The organism is Marinobacter sp. (assembly GCF_041690455.1).
Taxonomy (GTDB): Bacteria; Pseudomonadota; Gammaproteobacteria; order Pseudomonadales; family Oleiphilaceae; genus Marinobacter.
Map to the genome: position 1 here is coordinate 1 of NZ_JAWLHI010000040.1, position 23,054 is coordinate 23,054.

The 23,054-nt window shown below is 55.5% G+C and carries 24 protein-coding genes; 14 read left to right on the plus strand and 10 right to left on the minus strand.

All coding sequences use genetic code 11. The features are described 5' to 3' along the window. The 6 genes from ACESMW_RS11280 to ACESMW_RS11305 form a co-directional block, all read left to right on the plus strand. The coding region (locus ACESMW_RS11280; RefSeq protein ID WP_372987136.1) for a formate dehydrogenase subunit alpha at positions 1-752 on the plus strand (752 nt) is incomplete at its 5' end. A 15-nt stretch (positions 753-767) separates the two neighbouring features. Then, entirely contained in the window at positions 768-1,376 is a 609-nt protein-coding gene (gene fdh3B, locus ACESMW_RS11285; RefSeq protein WP_091997654.1) for a formate dehydrogenase FDH3 subunit beta, read from the plus strand. Positions 1,377-1,462: 86 nt separating this feature from the next. Then, a complete protein-coding gene (locus ACESMW_RS11290) occupies positions 1,463-2,635 on the plus strand; it encodes a formate dehydrogenase subunit gamma (protein ID WP_372987137.1) in 1,173 nt (390 codons plus the stop codon). Further along, positions 2,632-2,757 carry a hypothetical protein gene (locus ACESMW_RS11295; RefSeq protein ID WP_372987138.1) on the plus strand — a complete coding sequence of 42 codons (126 nt, stop codon included), beginning with the start codon at positions 2,632-2,634 and terminating at the stop codon, positions 2,755-2,757. Before ACESMW_RS11290 ends, ACESMW_RS11295 begins: the two co-directional genes overlap by 4 nt. Next, a complete protein-coding gene (locus ACESMW_RS11300) occupies positions 2,750-2,989 on the plus strand; it encodes a sulfurtransferase TusA family protein (protein WP_372987139.1) in 240 nt (79 codons plus the stop codon). The genes ACESMW_RS11295 and ACESMW_RS11300 overlap by 8 nt, the downstream gene beginning before the upstream one ends. Positions 2,990-3,157: 168 nt before the next feature. Then, positions 3,158-4,126 (plus strand): LysM-like peptidoglycan-binding domain-containing protein, encoded by a 969-nt coding sequence (locus ACESMW_RS11305; protein ID WP_372987140.1) that lies wholly within the window; start codon positions 3,158-3,160, stop codon positions 4,124-4,126. Between the two features lie 337 nt (positions 4,127-4,463). Here the strand turns inward: ACESMW_RS11305 and ACESMW_RS11310 are convergent, their stop codons facing one another. The 3 genes from ACESMW_RS11310 to ACESMW_RS11320 form a co-directional block, all read right to left on the minus strand. Continuing rightward, positions 4,464-5,621 (minus strand): DcaP family trimeric outer membrane transporter, encoded by a 1,158-nt coding sequence (locus ACESMW_RS11310; protein WP_372987141.1) that lies wholly within the window; start codon positions 5,619-5,621, stop codon positions 4,464-4,466. Positions 5,622-5,936: 315 nt separating this feature from the next. Further along, positions 5,937-7,148: a CaiB/BaiF CoA transferase family protein gene (locus tag ACESMW_RS11315; protein ID WP_372987142.1), complete on the minus strand. Its 1,212-nt coding sequence runs from the start codon at positions 7,146-7,148 to the stop codon at positions 5,937-5,939. 51 nt (positions 7,149-7,199) lie between these two features. After that, entirely contained in the window at positions 7,200-8,387 is a 1,188-nt protein-coding gene (locus tag ACESMW_RS11320) for an acyl-CoA dehydrogenase (protein ID WP_372987143.1), read from the minus strand. A gap of 165 nt (positions 8,388-8,552) precedes the next feature. Here ACESMW_RS11320 and ACESMW_RS11325 point away from each other — a divergent pair, with 165 nt between their 5' ends. Then, positions 8,553-9,329, plus strand: coding sequence for a FadR/GntR family transcriptional regulator (locus ACESMW_RS11325; RefSeq protein WP_372987144.1), 777 nt, complete (start codon positions 8,553-8,555; stop codon positions 9,327-9,329). Positions 9,330-9,376: 47 nt separating this feature from the next. Here ACESMW_RS11325 and ACESMW_RS11330 read toward each other — a convergent pair whose 3' ends face one another. The 6 genes from ACESMW_RS11330 to ACESMW_RS11355 form a co-directional block, all read right to left on the minus strand. Continuing rightward, positions 9,377-10,693, minus strand: a complete 1,317-nt coding sequence (locus ACESMW_RS11330; RefSeq protein WP_372987145.1) for a TRAP transporter large permease subunit — start codon at positions 10,691-10,693, stop codon at positions 9,377-9,379. A gap of 1 nt (position 10,694) precedes the next feature. After that, on the minus strand, positions 10,695-11,198 hold the full coding sequence (locus ACESMW_RS11335) for a TRAP transporter small permease (protein ID WP_372987146.1): 504 nt from the start codon (positions 11,196-11,198) through the stop codon (positions 10,695-10,697). 56 nt (positions 11,199-11,254) lie between these two features. Further along, positions 11,255-12,268, minus strand: coding sequence for a TRAP transporter substrate-binding protein DctP (gene dctP, locus ACESMW_RS11340; RefSeq protein WP_372987147.1), 1,014 nt, complete (start codon positions 12,266-12,268; stop codon positions 11,255-11,257). A gap of 59 nt (positions 12,269-12,327) precedes the next feature. Continuing rightward, positions 12,328-12,927, minus strand: coding sequence for a 3-isopropylmalate dehydratase small subunit (gene leuD, locus ACESMW_RS11345; protein ID WP_372987148.1), 600 nt, complete (start codon positions 12,925-12,927; stop codon positions 12,328-12,330). A gap of 6 nt (positions 12,928-12,933) precedes the next feature. Next, positions 12,934-14,331, minus strand: coding sequence for a 3-isopropylmalate dehydratase large subunit (leuC, locus tag ACESMW_RS11350; protein WP_372987149.1), 1,398 nt, complete (start codon positions 14,329-14,331; stop codon positions 12,934-12,936). A 193-nt stretch (positions 14,332-14,524) separates the two neighbouring features. Then, positions 14,525-15,316 carry a GntR family transcriptional regulator gene (locus tag ACESMW_RS11355; protein WP_372987150.1) on the minus strand — a complete coding sequence of 264 codons (792 nt, stop codon included), beginning with the start codon at positions 15,314-15,316 and terminating at the stop codon, positions 14,525-14,527. Between the two features lie 137 nt (positions 15,317-15,453). Between ACESMW_RS11355 and ACESMW_RS11360 the strand changes: the two genes are divergently transcribed. The 6 genes from ACESMW_RS11360 (at position 15,454) to ACESMW_RS11385 (ending at position 21,055) form a co-directional block, all read left to right on the plus strand. Continuing rightward, positions 15,454-16,011: a nuclear transport factor 2 family protein gene (locus ACESMW_RS11360; RefSeq protein WP_372987151.1), complete on the plus strand. Its 558-nt coding sequence runs from the start codon at positions 15,454-15,456 to the stop codon at positions 16,009-16,011. A 75-nt stretch (positions 16,012-16,086) separates the two neighbouring features. After that, the gene (locus ACESMW_RS11365; protein WP_372987152.1) at positions 16,087-16,983 is read left to right on the plus strand and encodes an oxaloacetate decarboxylase; all 897 of its coding nucleotides are present in this window, start codon (positions 16,087-16,089) and stop codon (positions 16,981-16,983) included. A gap of 32 nt (positions 16,984-17,015) precedes the next feature. Then, positions 17,016-17,693 carry an isochorismatase family protein gene (locus tag ACESMW_RS11370; protein ID WP_372987153.1) on the plus strand — a complete coding sequence of 226 codons (678 nt, stop codon included), beginning with the start codon at positions 17,016-17,018 and terminating at the stop codon, positions 17,691-17,693. 81 nt (positions 17,694-17,774) lie between these two features. Next, positions 17,775-18,719 (plus strand): polysaccharide deacetylase family protein, encoded by a 945-nt coding sequence (locus tag ACESMW_RS11375; protein WP_372987154.1) that lies wholly within the window; start codon positions 17,775-17,777, stop codon positions 18,717-18,719. Then, on the plus strand, positions 18,716-19,651 hold the full coding sequence (locus ACESMW_RS11380; protein WP_372987155.1) for a polysaccharide deacetylase family protein: 936 nt from the start codon (positions 18,716-18,718) through the stop codon (positions 19,649-19,651). Before ACESMW_RS11375 ends, ACESMW_RS11380 begins: the two co-directional genes overlap by 4 nt. A gap of 3 nt (positions 19,652-19,654) precedes the next feature. Next, the gene (locus tag ACESMW_RS11385) at positions 19,655-21,055 is read left to right on the plus strand and encodes an FAD-dependent oxidoreductase (protein ID WP_372987156.1); all 1,401 of its coding nucleotides are present in this window, start codon (positions 19,655-19,657) and stop codon (positions 21,053-21,055) included. Positions 21,056-21,221: 166 nt separating this feature from the next. Here the strand turns inward: ACESMW_RS11385 and ACESMW_RS11390 are convergent, their stop codons facing one another. Next, positions 21,222-22,472, minus strand: coding sequence for an ABC transporter substrate-binding protein (locus ACESMW_RS11390; RefSeq protein WP_372987157.1), 1,251 nt, complete (start codon positions 22,470-22,472; stop codon positions 21,222-21,224). Positions 22,473-22,701: 229 nt separating this feature from the next. On the opposite strand from ACESMW_RS11390, the gene ACESMW_RS11395 reads away from it, so the two are divergent. After that, complete coding sequence (locus ACESMW_RS11395) at positions 22,702-22,989, plus strand: YebG family protein (protein WP_372987158.1); 288 nt, start codon at positions 22,702-22,704, stop codon at positions 22,987-22,989. Positions 22,990-23,054 lie beyond the last annotated feature (65 nt).

Below are 23,054 nucleotides of genomic sequence, written 5' to 3' on the forward strand. Positions count from 1 at the left end.
TTACCATGCAGATGCTGATGGATCTGGGCTGGGATGGCGATCTGACGGCTGAGGAGCGGGCCAGCATTGACGGAGTGGCCGGCCCGGAAACCAACTGGAAGACCGATCTGTCCGGTGGCATCCAGCGTGTGGCAATCAAGCACGAGTGCGCACCCTTCGGTAATGCCAAGGCCCGCGCCATTGTCTGGAACTTCCCGGATCCGATACCGCTGCATCGCGAACCGCTGTACACCAACCGTCGGGATCTGGTCCAGGATTACCCGACTTACGAGGACAAGACCTTCTGGCGGGTGCCGACCCTCTATGAGTCAATCCAGCAGAAGGACTTCAGCAAGGAGTTCCCGATCATCCTCACCTCCGGCCGTCTGGTCGAGTATGAGGGCGGTGGCGATGAGACTCGCTCGAACCCCTGGCTGGCAGAACTCCAGCAGGAAATGTTCATTGAGGTGAACCCGCGCGATGCCAACAACCTGAATATCCGTGACGGTAACGACGTCTGGGTTCATGGTCCTGAGGGCGCGAAGATCAAGGTCAAGGCCATGGTGACGGAGCGCGTGGGTGAAGGCGTTGCCTTTATGCCCTTCCACTTCGGCGGGCACTACCAGGGCAAGGACCTGAGGGACAAGTATCCCGAGGGCGCCGACCCGATCGTTCTGGGTGAATCCACCAACGTTGTTCAAACATACGGGTATGACTCGGTCACGCAGATGCAAGAGACCAAAGCAACCCTGTGTGCGATCGAGCCAGCATAACAAGAGGTGTAGACCATGGCACTTGAAGGACAAGCAAGAGCAAAATTCCTTTGCGACGCCGAGCGCTGCATCGAATGTAATGCCTGCGTAACGGCCTGTAAGAATGAGCATGAAGTCCCCTGGGGCATCAACCGTCGCCGCGTGGTAACCATCGAAGATGGTAAACCGGGCGAGCGTTCCATCTCGGTAGCTTGCATGCACTGTTCGGACGCGCCTTGTATGGCCGTCTGTCCGGTGGACTGCTTCTACCAGACTGAAGACGGCGTGGTGCTGCACTCCAAGGATCTGTGTATCGGTTGTGGGTATTGCTTCTACGCTTGCCCCTTCGGCGCGCCCCAGTTCCCGCAAGCGGGTAACTTTGGCAGCCGGGGCAAGATGGACAAATGCACGTTCTGTGCAGGTGGCCCCGAAGAAGACAACTCAACAGCCGAGTTCTCCAAGTATGGCCGCAACCGTATTGCGGAGGGCAAACTGCCGATCTGTGCGGAAATGTGCTCGACCAAAGCCCTGTTGGCCGGTGACGGCAACGAGGTGGCGGACATCTATCGCCAGCGTGTTGTGAACCGTGGTTTCGGTTCCGGCGCCTGGGGATGGGGCACAGCCTACGAGAAGAAGGGTGCATAAACTGGCCTGAGTATTCCGGGGTCCATAGGACCCCGGAATCCATTAAGGCAACGAAGTCTTCTTGTTCATTCCGTTGGAGTGCTCTAATGAACAAAAACCTATTTGGTGCCGCCGCCCTCGTGCTGGCGACACTGCTGTTCAGTCTTGCCTGGGCGCAAGAGGCCCCGCCGGCTGATCGAACAGCGACCGGGGGTGCCCAGACCCTCGAAGATATCATGCGCCGTCAGGAACAGTTGAAGGTCGACGAGTCCTTTCGGTCCGAGAACCTGGGTAATCCGGCCAATGCGGCGCCGATCACCGATCAGCTTGGAACCCGGGGCGGGGTCTCTGATGCCGATGCCTGGCGTTCCATCCGCTATAACAAGATTGACCCCACCGTTCAGTCCCCCGGGCCAGCCAATACCGTCATGATCCAGGATGAAGGCGTTGCCTGGTACAAATTGCGGGAAGGGCCCGTCATCACCTACGGTGGCAGTGCCCTGTTGGGCATTATCGTACTGCTCGTGATTTTCTACTTCGTTCGCGGCAGAATCATGATCGATGGCGGCCCTGCAGGCACGACCATCGAACGCTTCAAGGCCATAGAGCGCTTTGGTCACTGGTTGCTCGCCGGCTCGTTCATCGCCCTGGGTTTAACTGGGCTGATAACGTTGATGGGGCGCAGCTTCCTGATTCCCGTGATCGGGGCAGACGCCTTTGCGCCTCTGGCAGCGGGTTCCAAGTGGCTTCACAACAACATTGCCTGGGCCTTTATGCTGGGGCTGGTCATGACGTTTGTCATGTGGGTGGCGCATAACATCCCCAACAAGCTGGACTGGCAGTGGATCAAGGCGGGGGGAGGTATCTTTACCAAGGGCCACCCCTCAGCGAAGAAATTCAACGCGGGCCAGAAGATCATTTTCTGGACGGTCATGATATTGGGCGTCTCTGTCTCACTCTCCGGCCTGTCGCTGCTGTTCCCGTTCCAGATGCCCATGTTTGCCGACACCTTTGGTGTCATCAACAGCGTCCTGGGCACCAGTCTCCCGACTGACCTGGCACCGCACGAAGAGATGCAATATGCCAACATCTGGCACTCGATTGTGGCGTTCGTGATGATGGTGGCCATCATCGCACACATCTATATCGGCTCGGTCGGTATGGAAGGCGCGTTCGATGCCATGGGTAACGGTCAGGTGGATCTGGAGTGGGCCCGCCAGCACCATGATCTCTGGGTTGCCGAGGTCGAGGCCAAACAAGACAAAGGAGGATCTTCATGAAAGTCATGATTTCCGCATTTGTCGCAGCATTGGTCATTGCCTCTCTCTCCCCGATCGTTCTGAACCAGTTCGGCTGGTCCTCAGCCGAACAGGCCAGAAGTGAGAGCGTGCGTCTTGACTGATCAGTCCGAGGTATACCAGATCGATGCTATCGGTCTGGTATGCCCGCTTCCGATTCTGCGCTTCAAAAAACGTACCCAGGGCTTGCCCAGCGGCACGCAGGTCGAGTTCCTGGCCGATGACCCCAGCGGCCGGAAGGACATGCAGGCGCTTTGCGAGATAACCGGTCACCGGATTGAATGGATTCGCGAGGAGGACGCAGGCGTCCTACGTTATCGCATCTGTTTGGCATAGCCGGGTGCGACCTAATGTCCCTACCCAAGACCTGACGCCCACACTCCTCTAGAATCTCCTGTCGGACCGGGTTATACCCCCCCCCAACCAATGCAGTCCAACCAATCAGTGCGCCGTCGGCATCTGGCGGCGCTAACTGATTCGTGATTAGTCGGAGAACAACTACCCATGGGTGAACTAAAAGTTCGCATGCCAACCCACAAGGTGCTATCTGTCATTGCCGCGTTACTGGTACTGATAGTCAGCTTTTGGTCTACCCAAAGCTCTTCCGCACGAATCCATCCGCTTTCCGAAGGGCAGATGACTGGAGCTCCGGATCCCCTGGAAGACTCATTTGCCACCATGACACCCGGCGCAGAAACCGGGATCCAGCCCGACCCCCGCGCGCCGCTCACCACAGTGCATCGTCGAGTTGGGCCGGGGGATACCCTGAGCACCATGTTCAGCTCCCTCGGAGCACCCATGTCCGACCTCCGCAAGATCATGGAAGCCGATGCCGAATACCTGGCTTTGGCAACGCTTCAGCCCGGAACCGAATTCCGGCTGACCTTCGATGAAGCTGGTCAGCTGACCGAGCTGGCCCTCGAAATTGATGCGGCTCGAACCATTTTCTTTACCAAAACCGACGATGACACCTTTGAGTACCGGCAAACAGAGGCCGAAACCCGCTGGGTATCGGAAGTGCTGAGGGGCACTATCGAGGGAAGCTTCTATGCCTCAGCTCTGCGTGCGGGTCTGACCGAAAACCAGATAGCCTCCGTGAGTCAGCTCTTCAAGCACCAGGTGAATTTTCGTCGCGACCTGAGAGCCGGTGACAGGTTTTCCGTAATCATCGGCCAGGAAATGGTTGGCGACGAGAGCACTGGGAAAAGCAGGCTGGAGGCCCCGTCCTTATACCTGGGTTCCAATACCCACACTGCCTTCAGGTTTGATGACGGCAACTACTACGACGAGAATGGCAAAAGCGTGTTGCCAGCCTTTCGGCGCTGGCCCACCACCACGCCCTATCGTGTGAGCTCCCACTTCAGCCGCAACCGAATCCATCCGGTCACTGGACGGAAAGCACCCCATAACGGCGTGGACCTCGCAACACCGAGAGGCACGCCGATTCTCAACACGGGCGACGGCATCGTGTAACGCATCGGCAACCACCCCTACGCGGGCAAGTACATCGACATCGATCACGGCAATGCCTACAAAACCCGCTATCCCAATCACTGCCGAGATACCCACGGCCGCCGATGTGCCCAGGGCATTAGCCAGGCAATTTGAGGAAGAAGCAGCGTTCAAGCTTGAGGTGATGGGCAGGGCAGGCAGCAGGTCGAACCTGATGTTGGCCAGAAATCGCTCCACATCTGATTGAGCAATCCCATCAAATCATGCAGGTAGGTGCACATACAAAAAGACCCCGGCGTAAATGCCGGGGCCAAGAGACAATAACTCAAAAGGAAATTACATTGCTCAGAATGCTTACTTAAAACCCGACTTTTACCATCGCCTGTAGTCGGACCGCATCACCTTCGTCACCATTTACCTGTTCGCGTGTATGATAACCCGCTTCGAGGCCGTAGGTGATTCGGTCAACGGGGGACCAGATGTAGTTAACAAAAGTGCTGGTGTAACGCTCGTCGGCGGTCCCGACAATATCGCCATTCTGAAACCCTTCATCCAGATCCGCCATGGCAAGGCCGTAGCCCAGATTAAAAGCTCCTGGCCCGGCATCCACACTGACGCTCACGCCACCACCAGTACCCTCAATAGTCTCCAGGTTACCGGCGGAATCAACATAACCTGGTGCTCCCGGGCTGATGTACAAGTATCCACCAATACCATCGCCGTGAGTGACGGAGCCCCGCACCGTAATTGCGTCAGTCAGCTTTGTTCTGGCTTCCAGCATCACACCCCAACCCAAGGCGGAGTCATCGGTCCAGGACGAATTGGAGACCGTTGCACCTTCCGCGTCATATTCCAGAAAACGAGCAAGAGCAGCGGCTGCATATTGGACAGTACCCGCAGTGTTCTGATAACGAGCGGTCACGTCCGGCAGACGATATTGGTTCGCACCTTCTGCGGATACTGTTCCACCCACCTTTGGATCCTCAAACGAGAATGAAAAGTTCCCGGTTGTGTAGCGAAGTTGCGCCTGTCGTCCGCCGCCCTGACCGACCTGGCCATTAAAATCAACGGTCGGGAGATAGCTCACGACGTTGCCGAAGTTACTCCAGGTTTGACCGGCCAGTATCCCATTCCAAACACCGTAAGCATGGCGCAAACGGAATTCACCGCCGGCATCGCCGAAACCGCCACCGCCGTAAAAGTCACCCTCGATGTTGGTTTTCAGCGTATCGCCACCGATAGCGGTGTTCGTGGTAAAACCAAGACGACTTTGAATGGCATGCAGCGTGGTATGGCCATCAACGCCCTCCTCGCCATCCAGCCGAATCCGATTCCGAAGAATAGTGTTACCAAGCTTCGCATCGACATCATAGATCGCATCCAGCTTGGCGTAGCCATATATATCTACGCTGGTCTCATCTACTTTGAAGTTGACGGCGTTAGCTGCAGAAGCCATCAGCAACGTAGCAGCCCCTACGGAAAGGGTAGACAAGGCTTTTGATGTTTTTTTGTTCATAAGGTCCCTCAACTCAGGTCTTTAATTCGACATTCATTGTTTTTCGCTTAAAGAGATCCGCTGTCAGATTGCGGCGCTTTCGAATTCACACTGTCTGGTAGGTAAACCTCCTGACTGGCTGGTTTGTTTTTTTTGTGAAGCATCGAGAATACACTCACATGTATTTTTTTCAATACCGTTAAATGTATTTTTGGTAAAACCGTTTGAATTGCCGTTCAAGCAAGGAATTTAATATGAGGGGGGAAACCGATTCGGAAGGAGGGGAGAGCTTTTGGTACTGCGACCAATTGATCGCAGTACCACAGGGAATCTGACTTACCGAATAACACCTTTCCTGCGAAGGTTATCCAGATAGTCTTCTCGATCAGGAAACAGTTGCGAAAGCACGCTCTGGGTGTGCTCGCCGAGCTTGGGCGGGGGCTGGTCCGCGTTCAGGGGGGCATTATTGAAACGAACCGGATTGCTCACCAGGCTCATCTCGCCGGCCTCTTCATGCATCATTTGCATTCGCATCCCACGATGCTGTACCTGGGGGTCCGCGAATACCTGCTCAACGCTGTTGATCGGACCGCAGGGCACGCCCTGCCGCTCCAGGGCGTTTAACCAGAATTGAGAAGGGTGCGCACGAATCAAGCGCTCGATTTGCGGAATCAGAACCGCCCGGTTCTGTACCCTGCTCCGGTTGGTCGCAAAGCGCTCATCCGAGGCCAACAACGGAACCCCGGCAACCTCACAGAACCGCTGGAACTGGCTATCATTACCCACCGCCAGAATGATATGCCCATCCGCTGTCGCGAAAGCCTGATAGGGCACGATATTGGGATGAGAGTTGCCCAGCCGCTCCGGGGACTTCCCGGAGGTAAGATAATTGAGTGCCTGATTCGCCAGCATGCTGACCTGCACATCCATCAGGGCGAGATCAATCCATGTTCCTTTGCCAGTCCGGTCCCGACCCAGAAGGGCGGAAAGAATAGAAGTTGCAGCGTACATACCGGTGAACAAATCAACCACCGCGACCCCCACTTTCATCGGGCCTCCGCCGGGCTCATCGTCCGGCTTTCCGGTGATATCCATCAGCCCCCCCATACCCTGCAGGAGGAAATCGTAGCCTGCGCGCTTGGCGTAGGGACCATTCTGACCAAACCCGGTGATCGAGCAGTACACGAGGTCCGGCTTGATCTGTTTAAGGCTCTCATAGTCCAGCCCGTAACGTTTCAGACCACCAACTTTGAAGTTTTCCAATACCACGTCACTGGTGGCGACCAGCTCCCGGATCAGGGCCTGTCCCTCAGGTTGAGCTATATCGACTGCGATCGAGCGTTTGCCTCGATTGGCTGATAGGTAATAAGCGGCCTCATGGGTCCCGTTCAGGTAGGGCGGCCCCCATCCTCGGGTGTCATCCCCCCTTTCCGGATGCTCGACTTTGATCACTTCCGCACCAAGATCGGCCAGATGCTGGCTGCACCATGGACCGGCCAGGATACGGGAGAGATCAATAACGCGGATGCCCTCTAAGGGTTTTTCCATCACGATTCTCCCGAGCGGGACAAAAGTCCCGCTATCTCACTTGGCGTATGTTCAGAAAAATGCCTGGATGCCAGTCTGTGCGCGGCCCAGAATAAGCGCATGCACGTCATGAGTACCTTCGTAGGTATTCACTGTCTCCAGGTTGACCATGTGCCGCATAACCCCGTATTCATCGGCGATGCCGTTACCACCATGCATGTCGCGAGCCAAACGTGCGACATCGAGGGCCTTGCCGCAGTTGTTACGCTTGATCAGCGAGACCATCTCGGGCGCCCAGTTGCCGCTATCCATCAGGCGACCCACCTGCAGCGCAGCCTGCAGGCCCAGGCTGATTTCTGTCTGCATGTTGGCAAGCTTGAGCTGGATCAACTGGTTGGCAGCCAGCGGGCGGCCAAACTGTTTCCGATCCAGGGTGTACTGACGTGCCGCATGCCAGCAAAATTCCGCCGCCCCCATAGAGCCCCAGGCGATACCATAACGGGCCTTGTTCAGACAGCCAAACGGTCCCTTCAGGCCGCTAACGTTAGGCAGCAGGTTCTCTTCTGGCACAAATGCTTCATCAAGCACGATCTCACCGGTAATGGATGCGCGCAGGCTCAACTTGCCTTCGATTTTGGGAGTAGAGAAACCGTTTGTACCCCGCTCAACGATAAACCCGCGAATTTTGCCCTCGTGCGCTTCCGACTTGGCCCAGACCACCGCAATATCAGCAATCGGGCTATTGGTAATCCACATCTTCTGGCCGGTGAGAAGATAACCACCGTCCACTTTCTTTGCCCGGGTATTCATTGAGCCAGGATCAGAGCCGTGGTCCGGCTCGGTCAGGCCGAAACAACCCACCATTTCGGCAGTCGCCAGCTTCGGCAGGAACTTTTTCTTCTGCTCTTCAGAGCCATAGGCTTCGATCGGATACATCACCAGAGATGACTGTACACTCATGGCTGACCGGTAGCCCGAATCTACCCGCTCCACTTCCCGTGCAATCAGACCGTAGGCCACGTGGTTCAGACCGGCTCCGCCATATTCCTCAGCCACAGTAGCCCCCAGCAGCCCCATCTCACCCATTTCAGTGAGTATTTCGCGATCAAAGCGCTCCTCGCGATAAGCAGTAAGCACGCGTGGTTGCAACTCCTGCTGGCAATAGGCGCGAGCAGCTTCACTGATCTGACGTTCTTCGGTACTGAGTTGCTGGGTCAACAGCAGCGGGTCTTCCCAGTTAAAACCTGATGAATGTGACATAGCTAATCTCCAACGTAAGAGTGACTTTTCGATTACCAACCACGGCTTTGCGACTGGCCAGAATCTAACAATACTATTTATACTAATAAATAGATTAATTCAACCAAGTCGTAAAAGAATTTACCCTATGGCAGAATGCCCCTTTGATTGGAGACACGAAAACTAATGAACGACAAGAATCTACGGATCCCCAAGCGGGTAAAACGATCAGATCAGATTGTCGAGTCGGTTAAGCGTTGGGTTGCGCTCAACCGGATGCAACCGGGCGAACGACTTCCTAATGAACGGGAGCTGATGGAGCAATTTGAATGCTCCAAGGGCACAGTTCGGGAGGCGCTGAAATCGCTGGAAGTTCAAGGCCTTGTTTCAATTCGCACCGGTCCGAACGGAGGTGCGATTCTTGAGCGCGTGCCTTATGAGAAAGCCAGTGCGCTACTGAGAAACTTTCTACATTTTGAGCAACCTTCCGGCCCGGAAATTTATGCCTTGAGGACACTGGTTGAACCGGAGATCGCTGCGTTGGCCACGCCCCGCTTGACTGACGAGGATCTGGCAGCACTCAACGCCTTGATCAAACGCTGCGAGGTAGCACCCGAAACATTTGAAGAAAGGATGGATCAACGTATCGCCGAACTCGAATTTCATGTGCTGCTGGCTCAGCGCTGTGGCAATGCCATGCTGGCTTTCATCGGTCGTTTTGTGAACGACATGATCCGGGATATGGTGATCTTCAAGAAGTCCGCTTTACCCGAGCAACGTGAGTTCTCGTGCGCCAATCTCAAATACCATCAGAAACTGCTGGCGGCCCTCAAGGCCCGCGATGCAGACAGTGCCCGCCAGCTGATGCACGAGCATATGAAATCCGCGGAGCACTTCAATCGCGAGCTTGAGGGTCAGCTCAACCAGCACTTTTTGGGTATGAATCGAGGGATTCCCGGATAGCCCGCAGATCGGTACAGACCAGATCCGCGGGGCCAACCCTGACATCCTCAGTCAGCTGAAAGACCTGGCAACCAGGTGACGATATCCGGGAACATGACCATCAACGCAACCAGCAATAGCGAGCAGGCAATGTAGGGAATCGATGCCATATAAATTTCCCTCATAGTGGTGCCCGGGGGCGCAACGCCCTTCATCACAAACAGATTCAGGCCCAAAGGCGGAGTCGAGAAACCTACCTCCAACGCCACCAGTGTGATGATGGCGAACCACACCAGATCGAATCCCAGGGATTCCGCCAGCGGGAAGAAAAACGGCACCGTAATCATCATGATCGAGATAGCTTCCATGAACGTGCCCAGGGCAAGGAGCACCAGGAACATCGCAAGCAGCATGAGAAGCGGCGAGAGATCAAAGCTCACAGCCCATTGGATCAGGCCGCTGGAGGCGCCCGAAAATGCCAGCAGCTGACTGAATGTGGCGGAGCCGAATACAATAAGGTATGCCATCAACGTCACTTTCAAGGCGCCAATCACCGACAGTCTGAAAGAGTCCAGCGACAGGCCTTTGAACAGTGCGGCCAACACGATGACACCCAGAGCGCCAAAGGCAGCTGACTCAGATGGTGTTGCGAAGCCACTGAGCATCATCACGACTATCATCACAATGATGCTCAGCATGGGCAGGATATCGCGGCCAAAAATCTTCAGTTTTTTAGCCAGCGGGACGGTCTCGACATCATAGGCCGGCGCGGCCTGAGGATTGAGTTTGGTCTTGAGCCAGATGGTGACCATATAGAGTCCCGCCAAAAGCAGGCCCGGTATGATGCCACCGATCAACACATCGCCGATATCAATCTTCGCCAATGTGGCCAGAAGCACTGCAATTGCTGACGGCGGAATGATGATCGCAAGACCGCCCGTACCGAGAATCGGGCCGATGGACATGTACCGTTTGTACCCGCGCCGCTCCATTTCCGGCACCAGAAGAGACCCCAGCAACGCTGTCGATCCCATGGACGATCCGCTCAGGGTGGAGAACGCGGTACCGCCGACTACCGTTACGTAAGACAGACGTCCCGGAACCCTGCCCATCAACTGATCGATGGCGTTGAACATTCTCATTCCCAGGCCGGTCCGGAAAAACAGCTCGCCCATCAAAAGAAACAGCGGTATAGGCACAAGGCCGAAGTTGGACAGCGCACCGAACCCATTGTTGAGCACCTGGGTCAGGCCGGCACTGCCACCCATGAAATACCAGGCGCCGACAAGGTTAGCGCCTATGAATGCAAAGGCGACTGGCGCGCCAATCAACATCAGAATCAAGACAACCGACAGCAGAAAAAGTAAAGCTTCGTGCCAGGCCATATCAGACTTCCCCGTATATGGAGCGATGGAACGTATTCTTTGCGAAAATAAAACGGGTAAACTCAATTCCCATCAGGGTGAAGCTGATCGGATAAGTGACCGTAAAGATCCACATTGGGATGAAGTAAATCCGGACGTCATAGTCACCGTCCTGGACATTGGATATCACCAATTCCAGGCCCTTCCATGCCAGCACAAAGCTGATACCCGCACACACAAACATGACAATTCGCGAAAGCACATCGATCGCACCAGACGGCAGTCGCGCGATGGCGACCTCAACAAAAACATGCCCTCTTTCCCGAACCAGCCAGGGCGCGCCCAGCAAGGTCAGGTAGAACATGGAGTATTCAGTTGATGTGAAAAGCCAGGCCGGAGGCTGACCCCCTATGTTGCGGATGAGTACGGAGGCTACTACCGCGATCATCAGCCATAGCAGCATCAGGCCGGAGACGAACGCCAGCCCATCAACCAGCTTGTCATAGAGGCGAACGAAGGGAGACATAAGACTACTCGTTTTCAAGAAGGGAAAAGGCCCGACGGACGCCGGGCCCCGGTTTGCTACTTGGTATCAGGCTTATTGAACTTCTCAACCAGTTCGTCGTAGTGAGTCAAGCCGTCCGGGTGCTGCTCCATACGCGTACGCATCCGGTTCAGTGAGGCTTCCTTGGCGGCTTCAAGATAACGGGTGGCAGCCTCTCCCTCCAGTACAAACGGGATCATACCGTTTTCTTCCAGAGCTGCCTGCTGCTCGGCCGCAACTTCCGCAAAGCTTTCGGCACTGTGTCGCTCATGCTCAATAGCGACTCTCTGCAGGATTTCTTGCGCCTCATCACTGAGTTCGTTCCAGCTATCCAGATTGACGATTACGCCCATATCAGTCGAGTAGAAGGCAGGATCAATACGGTAGTTCAGGAACTTGTCCCAATTCAGGTCGCTCATGCCGATCTGGGTCCAGCCTGTGGCGTCTACGACGTTACGCTCCAGGGCGGAGTAGACATCGGTCGTCGGCAAACTGATTGGCTGCACTTTCAAATAATCGGTAAAGAAAGCGTCATACACTGGATTACTGCGCAGACGCACGCCAGACATATCCAGACCGCCTTCATCGTTCAGCTGCGGCTCATTGATGGTATACAGGTTGTAATTTACCCCACTATCGAACCAGCCGAGGTAGTAAACGCCCATCTTTTTCTGATGGATCTCATTAAAAAGGTCAATCCCGCCGGATTCACGAGCGTGAATCGCGTTGGTATTGGAAGAAATCAAGGCGTCCCGCTCAGGGATCTTGCCGGAGTAGAAACTGGCGGCAGTGTATGCCATATCGACTACGCCATTGCGAACGGAGTCCGGCTGTTGGGGCAGGCCGATGACTTCTGGTCCACCGAGCACCCGAATCTGAATGACGCCTTCGCCCTGCTCGTTCACCTTATCAACAAAATCGAGGAAGCTTTGCGAATAAATAAGGGAGGACGGAAAAGCGTGAACCGCTTTCAGCTCTTGTTCTTCCGCCATTGCCCCCATAGCAAGTAGCAGTGACGCACCAGCAGTAATAACACGGATCTGTTTTTTCATGACAACCTCTTTTGTGCTTGTTGTTAAAGTTAATTTCTTTTGGCTTTACAGCGCCCGAATTACCCTAGCCAGGGGTAATGTTTCTGATAGTTCTCTCGGAATTTTTCGATTTTGGATGTCTCTGCGAGTGTCAGGTCAATATCATCCCAACCATTCAAAAGCTTTAGCTTCCAGGTTGGATTGATCTCAAAAGAAACAATAGTACTTGCAACAGTGATCGTCTGAGCCGATAGATCCACCTCCATCTGCCTGGGCTCCGCATCCATGATCTCGAGCAATCGCTCACAGTCCTGCTCCGACACTAAAGCCGGCAACAAGCCATTGTTCACGGAGTTTGAAGCGAAAATATCACCAAAGCTTGGAGCGATGACGCAGCGGAATCCAAAATCCACCAGCGCATAGACTGCGGCCTCACGGGAAGACCCCGCGCCGAAGTTACGGCGAGACACCAGAATTTCGAAGGTCGGCCCATCGGGATGATTCAGAATAAAGTCCTTTTCCGAACCGTTGCTGTCAAAGCGCATGTCGTACAACAGGAAACCGCCGTAACCATTCGCCCGGGACTCTTTCATGAACCGGGCCGGGATAAGCTGGTCTGTGTCAACATTCTCAAGCGGTAGCGGACAGGCCAATGAAGACAGTTGCGTGAACGGTTTCATATCCATTTACCCCAGAAGATCACGAATATCGGTAAGATGGCCAGTCAGTGCCGCTGCGGCGGCCATGGCCGGAGACATCAGGTGAGTACGCGCGCCGGGGCCCTGCCGGCCCTTGAAATTACGGTTTGTAGTGGATGCGCAACGTTCGCCACTGGCAACCAGATCACCATTCATTGCGACGCACATAGAACAGCCAGACTCGCGCCATTCAAGACCTGCATCCAGGAATACTTGATCCAACCCTTCGGCTTCTGCCTGAGCCTTGACCACTGTGGAACCTGGAGAAACGATGCCAGGCACCTTGCAGGTCTTGCCTTTGAGCACATCGGCAGCGGCACGAAGATCCTCGATACGGGCATTCGTGCAAGAGCCGATAAAGATACGGTCAATGGTGATGTCGGTCAGTTTCTGTCCGGGTATAAGCCCCATGTAATCGAGGCTGTCCTGAATCTGACGAGACTTTGACGCTGAACTGGCAGAGGAGGGATCCGGCACACAGGCATCTATGGGAAGAGCCTCTTCCGGAGACACCCCCCAGGTTACAATTGGCGCAATTTCTTCGCCATCGAGGATAACTTCCCGATCGAATTCCGCGTCATCGTCGCTGTAAAGTGTTTTCCAATAGGCCGTGGCCTGCGTAAGCGCTTCACCACGGGGGCTATATGGACGCCCGGTAACGTATTCGATGGTTTTCTCGTCCGGGGCGATCATCCCACAACGGCCGCCGCCCTCGATGGATAGGTTACAGAGAGTCAGCCGAGCTTCCACGCTCAAGTCGCGGATTACACTGCCCGCGTACTCAATGGCGTAGCCGCGGGCACCGTCCGCACCCAACCTGGAAATCCAGGCCAGCGCAATATCTTTTGCCGTGACGCCCGGCGCCAACTGCCCGTTTATAGTAATCCGCATGCGCTTGGGCTTGGTTTGCCAAAGGGTCTGTGTCGCGAGTACATGCGCCACTTCTGAAGCACCGATGCCGAAAGCCAGGGCACCCAGAGCACCGTGGGTAGAAGTGTGGCTGTCGCCACATACCATCAACAGGCCCGGTTGAGTAATACCTTGTTCAGGACCGACTACATGGACAATCCCCTGACGCGGATCATCAAGCCCAATCAATTTAATGCCGTGCTTACGGGTGTTTTCGACTAACTGCTCGATGACGTGGCGTATCTTCGGCTGCACCGCGATGAGGTTGCGGCTGGTGGTAGGCACGTAATGATCTGCGATGCCGATGGTGCATTCAGGGTGACGAACCGAGAGCCCGCGCTCGGCGAGCTTGTTGAACGCATGAAACGACCCTTCATGTGCCAGGTGCCGGTCTACCCACAACAAACTCTGGCCTTCGTCGTTCTGGCAAATCTCGTGGGCCTGCCAAATCTTGTCAAAGAGTGTTTTGCCTGCCATCGCCCTGCTCTCATTTTGTGACCACCGCTTTCCGCTCATTACTGCTTCGAAGCCTAAGTGGCGGAATCCAGATCAAATGTCTGTTATGCGGATCCTTAATTGTATTATTTAGTATACAATTGAAGGTATAACACCTATTTAAACGATGTCAACCGTTATTCAAAAAACACCCCTTGAGAAGTGTCAGCGCCTATCACCGCTCATCCGACGCCAGGGGCTGCCAGTACCGGCCACCTTCACCGTCGGCGCGGCACAGATCGATCTCAATACGGTAGCGGTCTGGCCGATACAGCGCATGCAGATGCTCAACCCCGTTGCCATCCTTGTCATACACCACACGAGTCAGGGATATAAGAGGCGCGCCTACCGATACATCCAGGGCTTCCGCCACCTCTTTGGTTGCCAGGGTTGCCGAGATGCTTTGCGTGGCATGGTCCAGATTCACCCCACTTCGCTCTAACAGTGCAAACAATGGTGTCGTCGACAGCTCATCTTCGTTATAGCTGAGAGCAATGCGTTCCGGAACGTAAGTGGTGAGGTACGAGAATGGCTTGTCCCCCGCGAGCCGCACCCGGATTGAACGCTGAGTGCGTTCGCTTGGCCCGAGGCGCAAACGATCCCGGACACCGTCCGGGGGAGAGCCATAACTGAATTCAAGTAGCCGAACCCGGGAACTCTCACCCATCTTTACGATGTTGGGGAGAAGGTTAGAGACACTGGCAGTCATCACAGTGACACCCACTGGCCGCTCGCATACCAGAGTACCAACGCCGGGCTTGCGCATAATCAGCCCTTCGGCAGTGAGCGCCTCAAGGGCCCGGCGCACCGTCACCCGAGAGACCCGGTGCTCCTCTGCCAGCTTAAGCTCTCCGGGAATCTTGGTGCCGGGCGCCATACGTCCGCTGACAATGGCATCTTTCAACAATAAAAACAGGTGATGGGACTTGGTGCCGCCAGGCCCCTTCGTATGCAGGGGTGTATCCATGTGGCTTACCTCTCAGTTACGCAGCCATCAACACTTGACAGCTCACGGGAATCGCACATATAAATGTATTATTAATAGAACAAAGAAATAATCAAGCAAAGACACCAAAAATGTCTTTGCGCGAAGGAGGATTCGCCATGCCGATGTTACAGGTCAACCTGCTTACGGGCTATAACAGTGAGTTGAAGGGCCGCCTATCACGCGCCCTCACGGCTGTCGTTGCCTGTATTACCCGGGCCAAACCAGAGGCCATTTCTGTCTGGATCCACGAGGTCGACTCCGATGCTTACAGCCGAGGCGGCCAAGCCCGACAACCCGGACCCGGCGCCGCTGACCCGGAGGCCCTGGTACGCGATTATCTTATGGCAATGGAACAGCGTGAATTGGACAAAGCCCGCCGCCATCTGAGCGAGGATTTCGTAATGACCTTTCCTGGCAGCGGCACTCTGACTTCCCTCAGCCAGCTGGTTGAGTGGTCCAAGGGGCGTTATCGATTTGTCAAGAAAACACTCGCCGCTGTCAATGTCGCGTACGAAATGGACCAGACTGTGGTCTTCGTACATGGCACTCTCCACGGCGAATGGCCCGACGGCGCCAGCTTTGACGACGTTCGTTTCATAGACCGGTTCGAGGTTCGGGATGACCTGCTAGTACGCCAGGATGTCTGGAACGACCTGGCTAACGCCCGAGCCTAACCGTCGACGATGCCCAATCTGCAGCAACGCCCGCCAGCTTTGCTGCTTCATGCAAACCAGGATGAGCACTGACTTATGACAAACGCGAACACCCCGGTCGTCCCGACGGCCCTGAAAGATCGGCTGCAAAGCCCCAACATTGTGGTGGCGCCCGGCGTTTACGATGCCTTGAGTGCGTCACTGGCAGAACAGGCGGGCTTCGATACTGTTTATTTATCGGGAGCAAGCCTCGCGTATACCAAGCTCGGACGCCCCGACATCGGTCTGATGAGTCTGACTGAGGTGAACGACACCCTGGCCCACATTCGTGAGCGCAGTGATATCTCCATCGTTGTGGACTGCGACACAGGGTTTGGTAACGCTCTGAATGTCATGCGAAGTGTTCGGCTGCTGGAGCGTTCCGGCGCCAACGCCATTCAACTGGAAGACCAGACCTATCCTAAGCGGTGCGGTCACTTGCGCGGGAAAACCCTGGTCAGTGCCGGCGAGATGGCGGGCAAGATCAAGGCGGCTCTGGATGCACGACTGAGCGACCAGACTCTGATCATCGGCCGGACTGATGCTATTGCGAGCGAAGGCATCGATAAGGCACTGGAACGCGCTCAAGCCTATTATGAAGCCGGGGCGGATGTAATCTTTGTCGAGGGCATCCGCTCATCTGAGCAGATTGACCAGGCCATGGGCCGCTTCAAAGACCAGGTTCCGGTGATGGCCAACATGGTCGAGGGAGGCGACACACCGCTTCAGGATGCAGCCACCCTCCAGTCCATGGGTTTTTCCATGGTAATTTTCCCGGGTGCACTGGTGCGCGCCTTCACGCACATGGCATCCCAATTCTTTTCCACACTGAAGAACGACGGCACCACCGACAACTTTCGTGATCGGATGCTGGACTTCAAGCAGCTCAACGACTACCTGGGCACCCAGCGCATGCTGGAACTTGGACAGCAGTACGAAGACCGCTCGCGCTGAGCTCTACACCAATCCAATTCAGGAGGGGCATCATGATTACCACCGACAAAACGGCCAAACAGATTTTTCACGAGGTCATGCAGAACCCCCAGCGGGTTCCTTTCGGATTTGGCAAGAAAGCGGTTCTCGTTAATGTGGATCCACAGAAGGCCTACACCCGAACCGACCTCTACAAGACCGCCTATGAAACCGACCCGCGGCAGCTGGAATACGTCAATGAGCTGGCAAGACGCTTTCGGGCACTGGACTGGCCGGTAGTGTGGACACATGTCGCGTTTCTGGATTCAGCCGAAGACGCTGGCGTTTGGGGCACACGTACAGACACACCGGATTCACTGCAAAACATCAAATATGGCTCTGATCGCGCAGCGTTCGACGAGCGTGTAGACATCGACGAATCCCGGGATGTGATCTACACCAAACGGATGCCTTCAGCGTTCTTCGAGACCCCGTTGCAATCGCTGCTGGTTTGGCATCAAGTGGATACCGTGATCGTGACCGGCGGCTCAACGTCCGGTTGTGTGCGTGCGACGGCGGTCGAGAGTCTGTCTCGGGGTTATAGAACCATTGTTCCCGAGGAATGCGTGGCCGACAAGCACGAGAGCTACCACTTCGCCAATCTGACCGACCTGCACCTGAAGTATGCGGACGTGATGAAAGTGCAGGGAGTGCTGGACTGGCTGGATGAGCAGATCACCCAAAAGGGCTGATGATTCCCGCTAGGTCCACACTTGGCGGCGGGGAGCAGCATTCCCGCCGCCTCTCACTCCTGAAAACAAGAGGCGGAGGTTATGAAAGAGAGTCTTGGCATCTACGATTACTGGCCATACCACAATCGCCCGAAGATCCAGTGGCCCAATGGTGCCCGAGTGGCCTTCTGGGTAGCACCGAATATTGAATTCTACGAACTGGATCCACCCCCTAACCCCTATCGCAAGGCCTGGCCTCAGCCCAGCCCTGCACTGCCTGGCTACACTATCCGGGATTACGGCAATCGTGTGGGGCATCGGCGCCAGATGGACCTCCTGGACAAGTATGGTATTCGAGGCTCCGTGTCCTTATCCGTGGCCTTGTGCGAGCACCATCCGGAAATTATCGAGATGGTATGCGAGCGGGACTGGGAACTGTTTAGCCATGGTATCTACAACACCCGTTACACCTACGGGCTGAGCGAAGAACAGGAGCGCGATATGATCCGCGACTCCATCGAGACCATTCACCGCCACAGTGGCCAGAAATGCGCCGGCTATTTGGCACCGGCACTTTCTCACTCAGAGCGCACCCTGGATCTGTTTGCCGAAGTGGGTTCCGAACTGTTTGGCGACGAGGCAGGTTTTTATACTTGCGACCTGTTCCACGATGACCAGCCCACACCAGTCAATGTCCGAAACGGGAAGCGCTTCATCTCCATGCCCTATTCACTGGAGATGAACGACACCATTGTCTACGCCGTTAACAAGGTGGAGCCTCGCCATTACGCCACAATGCTGAAGCGCCACTTCGATCGTCTGTATGAAGAAGGGAAGGAATCCGGCACTGTAATGTGCATTCCTACCCACAACTATCAGGTAAGTTGCCCACACCGAATGAAAGCCTTTGAGGAAGCGTTGGAATATATCACCGGCCATAGTGATGTCTGGGTGGCAACCGGTCGCGAGATAGCAGAGTACTATCTCGCCAACTATTACGACACCGCCTTGGAGGATATTGAGAACAAGAAGGGGAGTTTGAAATGAGCCTCGACAAAGACTACCTGGAATACCCCAAACGGGCCTATGGCCATGACCACGATCGCTTCGATTGGTCCATGCTGGCGGACCGGGCACCAATTCAGTGGCCAAATGGCAAACGGGTGGCAGTGTGGATCAACACCTCCCTTCAGTTCTACCCACTGAACCAGCGCGGGACCCCTTTCAAGGTGCCCAATGGCATGACCATGCCCTACCCCGACCTCCGCCACTTTACCCTGCGGGATTACGGCAACCGGGTAGGCATTTATCGCTGCCTGAAGACCTTCGACCGGTATGGTATTCGGCCCACCTTTGCAATCAACAGCCAGCTGGCACAGGACACGCCATACCTCCTGGAGGAACTGAAAGGTACTGGTGGCGAGTTTATCTGCCACGGCTGGAATATGGACCATCTCCACTATGGCGGGCAGGACCAGGAGGAAGAAGCCGAGCTGGTGAAGCACTCCGTGGACACGCTGCGTGGTCTGGTGGACTCTCCAGTCCGGGGCTGGTTGAGCCCGGCCAAGAACCAGAGCTGGCATACCCCGGACCTACTGGCGGCCAATGGCATTGAGTACTGCTGTGATTGGGTCAATGATGACATGCCCTATCGCTTCCGTACCGCTCACGGCCCCCTGACCATGATGCCGCTGACCACGGAAATTGAGGACCAGTTCATCATTGGCCAGAACCTGCATTCGGAAGACTCCTGGGTGGAGCAGGTAAAGGACGCATTCGACTTTCTGCTGACCGAGTCCGCCACTCAGGGCGGCCGGATGCTGGCGCTGAACATCCATCCGTGGATGATCGGTCAGCCGCACCGCATCAGCAGTCTTGAAGCGGTCCTGGAGTATATCACCGCGCACGAGGAAACCTGGCAGGCTTCAGCCGGGGAAATTCTCGATGCCTTCAACGCACAAACGGTCAAAGAGGACTGAACCATGGCGGATGTCCTTACCGATGGTGCGGCCATCAACTTTGAAATCGAAATGCCACTGGTGATTGTCGGCGGCGGCGCCTGTGGCCTGGTGGCGGGCCTGGCAGCCCTATCTCAAGGAGTTGAGGCAGTTGTCTTGGAGCGGGATGACACGCCGCGGGGCAGCACATTCATGTCATCCGGTTTTATCCCCGCTGCTGGAACACGGTTCCAGAAAGTCGCTGGGGTTGATGACACACCCGATCAAATGGCCGACGACATCCAGAATAAAAATAACCATCAGTCCGATCCTGCCATCGTTGAGGCACTCACTCGAGCTTCCGGTGAAGTAATTGAATGGCTGGCAGACGAGCACAAGATCCCGTTTGAATTAGTGGAAGGGTTCCTCTACCCGGGCCACAGCCGCATGCGCATGCATTGCACACCTCGACGTACAGGTGAGGAGCTAATGGCCTGCCTGCTGAATGCCGCAGAACAGGCAGGATTGCCGATTCTGACCGAAGCTCGGGTCACCACTCTGCACATTGACGGGGAACGGCGGGTACGCGGCGTGTCGTATCAGCGCCCGGACGGCACCACCGAACAGATTGGCTGCAAAAACCTGCTGCTCGCCTGTAACGGTTACGGCGGTAGCCAGGACTTGATCGGACAGCACATCCCGCAAATGCAAGGCGCACTGTACTATGGCCATGAAGGAAACCAGGGTGACGCCGTACTTTGGGGTCAAGCGCTTCAGGCCAGCCTGAAAGACATGGGATCATACCAGGGCCACGGCTCGCTCGCCTGGCCTCATCAGACCCTGATTTCCTGGGCGGTCATGATGCAAGGTGGAATCCAGCTGAATTTGCGCGGCCAGCGATTTTCAAACGAACATGGCGGCTACTCGGAGCAGGCTGCCAAAGTAATCGCCCAGCCCGAAGGCATCGCCTTTAACGTGTTTGACGCCCGTATTCATGAACAATGTCTGCAGTTTGAGGATTATCGCAATGCCCACGCTGCCGGGGCTGTGAAGGTTTTCGACACGCTGGAAGACTTGGCTGATGGACTGAAAATGCCACGCAGTTCGGTACTAAGCACTTTTAGTGAGATACAAGAACTGCAGGAACAGGGTGGAAGTGACACTTTTGGCCGTGAATTCGCGGCAGAACAACGGTTGGCGCCGCCCTACTATGTGATTCGTGTCACCGGTGCACTGTTCCACACCCAGGGTGGACTGGAGATCAGGACTGATGGAAGGGTTCTGGATGTCGAGGGCCACCCACTTCCCAACCTGTTCGCCGCTGGCGGAGCTGCCAGAGGGGTATCTGGAGCTGGTGACAGTGGCTACCTTTCTGGCAATGGTCTACTCAGCGCGGTCGTAATGGGGGCTTTGGCCGGACGAGCAGCGGCAACGGAGCTCGCCTGACAGCGCCAATCCCAAAAGAGATCATTGATCGGCGCTGTTCCGGATCATCTGCAAAAGCGGCACTTTTCTCCCTTTGACAAGTGCCGCTTAAAACCGGTACTCATCCCGCCTCCAAGAGTTCCGCGGGCAAGCGGTTTTCCCCAAAGGAAAGCTGCAGTATCACATATCACAAATACGGTGGCTTACCAGCCGCAGCCCGCTCGGCCTGCCATTGCTCCAGTGTCTGCGCGGCTTTCTCGCCCTCAAGCGATCCCACCACTTCGAAGAAATCACTGCGCAATTCATCATCCAGCACCTGATTCCGGGGTTTACTGCGCACCACATAAACCGTCTGCAGGTTCTGGTGATCAAATGCCCGCCACTGCTGTCGGTCCTTCAGCAGCGTGTATTCATGCCCTTCCAGAGCCTTGATCAGCGCCTGTGTATCGGTGGTCCCGGCACGTTCGACCGCACTCTTATACTCATAGACAATGTCATAAGCGGTGGCTGCGGTTGAGGTCGGCCTTACCCCGTACTCTTGCGTAAAGGCCTCAACGAATTCCTGGCCACGCGGGAAATCGAGCTGATACGGAATCATCCACTCCCAGGGTGTGGTGGAGATAACGCCTTCCAGAATGGTGGCACCCACAGCCTGGGCGATACCCAGCGTGATATTAGGCAGGATAATCTGAACCTTGTCTTTCAGGCCCATGTCATACGCTACCTGAAGTGCCCGCACCAGATCATCGCCATACAACACCAGCACCACCACGTCCGTATTACTGGCTTCAGCGGTTTCCAGAGCCTTCCTGAAATCCCGGATGAGCGCCCTCGGGAAGGGTGTCAGGGCATGGGGATGCTTCTGAGTGTCAGTGGTATTGGTAAATTCGCGAAGCGATGCCTCCGAGGAATGGCCCCAGGTGTAATCGGCGGTCACATAGAAATAATTGGCATCGCCAAAGTTTTCGGTCAAATAGTGGCCGAGGGCGTTCGCCGTCATCCAGGCATTGGGGTACTCACGGAACATGTGGTCGTGCCCTTCGCTGCCGGTGGTGGCATTGGCGGAGGTGGTGGTTCCGAAATACAGGCGACCCAGCTTTTTCGCAACCTTGCCTGAGGCAATAGTCACGGCACTGGAGGCGCCCCCGAAGACCATGTCCACATTTTCTTCGCGGATCAGCTCTTCTGTATTCGCGGCACCCCGTTCGGGGGACCCGGTGGTGTTGCGGATGACGAGTTCCACATCCCTGCCCAGGATGCCTCCGGCCTCGTTGATTTCATTCACTGCGAGGAAGGCTGCGAGTCGTTGCTGCAAGCCAAGGTTTTTATAACGCCCGGATTCCGGATAATTGAAACCCAGCCGTATCGTTTCCGCCATCAGCGGAAAACTGGCGATACACAGGATCAAGCCGGCAAGCAGGGTTGCTCTCCTTTTCATTGATACAGTCCTCTGATTTGTCTTGTATTTTTTGGTGTCGGAACTATACCCGCATTTCAAAGACTGAATGGCTATTCAACGTAAAAAGAGGAGTATTTTTCGTTACGGACTGTATCCCCGGAGCCTTGACTTCGCTCAGGCGTGTCTATTCGACTCCTAAATCCCTCCACACTCGTGTACCATCCAACACTGTACAAACATACAGACCCAAAGACTGCGAGGAAACCTCATGGCAGTACAAGCACTCTACTACTCGGATAAGGATGGCCTGGAAATGGCGCTGAAGAATCCCGACACGATGCTTTTTCAATCCAAAGCCGAGGCGGATGCCCGTGACAAGATCCTGGAACTGGCCGAGAACATCCAGATGTTTCTGGAGCGCAAGGTCGAGGGGCTGGGTGAGGACCTGGCCGAACAATGTGCCATGGCCATCGCCGAAGAGAAGGACCTGTTCCAGAAGGCGCTGAAGAAGCCGCAGTTGCTGAATGCCGAGGCTGCCGGGGAAACCGGCGAGTAAGTCCCCACCGCGACATCATGCGGCGTTACCGGTCGGCCATTTACACGACCGTAACGCCGTTATTC

What these genes read in the sequence shown, in the direction of transcription:
- fdh3B (WP_091997654.1), top strand. Translation starts at nt 768, where the DNA reads ATGGCACTTGAAGGACAAGCAAGAGCAAAATTCCTTTGCGACGCCGAG.
- ACESMW_RS11290 (WP_372987137.1), top strand. Translation starts at nt 1,463, where the DNA reads ATGAACAAAAACCTATTTGGTGCCGCCGCCCTCGTGCTGGCGACACTG.
- ACESMW_RS11295 (WP_372987138.1), top strand. Translation starts at nt 2,632, where the DNA reads ATGAAAGTCATGATTTCCGCATTTGTCGCAGCATTGGTCATTGCCTCT.
- ACESMW_RS11305 (WP_372987140.1), top strand. Translation starts at nt 3,158, where the DNA reads ATGGGTGAACTAAAAGTTCGCATGCCAACCCACAAGGTGCTATCTGTC.
- ACESMW_RS11310 (WP_372987141.1), bottom strand. Translation starts at nt 5,621, where the DNA reads ATGAACAAAAAAACATCAAAAGCCTTGTCTACCCTTTCCGTAGGGGCT.
- ACESMW_RS11315 (WP_372987142.1), bottom strand. Translation starts at nt 7,148, where the DNA reads ATGGAAAAACCCTTAGAGGGCATCCGCGTTATTGATCTCTCCCGTATC.
- ACESMW_RS11320 (WP_372987143.1), bottom strand. Translation starts at nt 8,387, where the DNA reads ATGTCACATTCATCAGGTTTTAACTGGGAAGACCCGCTGCTGTTGACC.
- ACESMW_RS11325 (WP_372987144.1), top strand. Translation starts at nt 8,553, where the DNA reads ATGAACGACAAGAATCTACGGATCCCCAAGCGGGTAAAACGATCAGAT.
- ACESMW_RS11330 (WP_372987145.1), bottom strand. Translation starts at nt 10,693, where the DNA reads ATGGCCTGGCACGAAGCTTTACTTTTTCTGCTGTCGGTTGTCTTGATT.
- ACESMW_RS11335 (WP_372987146.1), bottom strand. Translation starts at nt 11,198, where the DNA reads ATGTCTCCCTTCGTTCGCCTCTATGACAAGCTGGTTGATGGGCTGGCG.
- dctP (WP_372987147.1), bottom strand. Translation starts at nt 12,268, where the DNA reads ATGAAAAAACAGATCCGTGTTATTACTGCTGGTGCGTCACTGCTACTT.
- leuD (WP_372987148.1), bottom strand. Translation starts at nt 12,927, where the DNA reads ATGAAACCGTTCACGCAACTGTCTTCATTGGCCTGTCCGCTACCGCTT.
- leuC (WP_372987149.1), bottom strand. Translation starts at nt 14,331, where the DNA reads ATGGCAGGCAAAACACTCTTTGACAAGATTTGGCAGGCCCACGAGATT.
- ACESMW_RS11355 (WP_372987150.1), bottom strand. Translation starts at nt 15,316, where the DNA reads ATGGATACACCCCTGCATACGAAGGGGCCTGGCGGCACCAAGTCCCAT.
- ACESMW_RS11360 (WP_372987151.1), top strand. Translation starts at nt 15,454, where the DNA reads ATGCCGATGTTACAGGTCAACCTGCTTACGGGCTATAACAGTGAGTTG.
- ACESMW_RS11365 (WP_372987152.1), top strand. Translation starts at nt 16,087, where the DNA reads ATGACAAACGCGAACACCCCGGTCGTCCCGACGGCCCTGAAAGATCGG.
- ACESMW_RS11370 (WP_372987153.1), top strand. Translation starts at nt 17,016, where the DNA reads ATGATTACCACCGACAAAACGGCCAAACAGATTTTTCACGAGGTCATG.
- ACESMW_RS11375 (WP_372987154.1), top strand. Translation starts at nt 17,775, where the DNA reads ATGAAAGAGAGTCTTGGCATCTACGATTACTGGCCATACCACAATCGC.
- ACESMW_RS11380 (WP_372987155.1), top strand. Translation starts at nt 18,716, where the DNA reads ATGAGCCTCGACAAAGACTACCTGGAATACCCCAAACGGGCCTATGGC.
- ACESMW_RS11385 (WP_372987156.1), top strand. Translation starts at nt 19,655, where the DNA reads ATGGCGGATGTCCTTACCGATGGTGCGGCCATCAACTTTGAAATCGAA.
- ACESMW_RS11390 (WP_372987157.1), bottom strand. Translation starts at nt 22,472, where the DNA reads ATGAAAAGGAGAGCAACCCTGCTTGCCGGCTTGATCCTGTGTATCGCC.
- ACESMW_RS11395 (WP_372987158.1), top strand. Translation starts at nt 22,702, where the DNA reads ATGGCAGTACAAGCACTCTACTACTCGGATAAGGATGGCCTGGAAATG.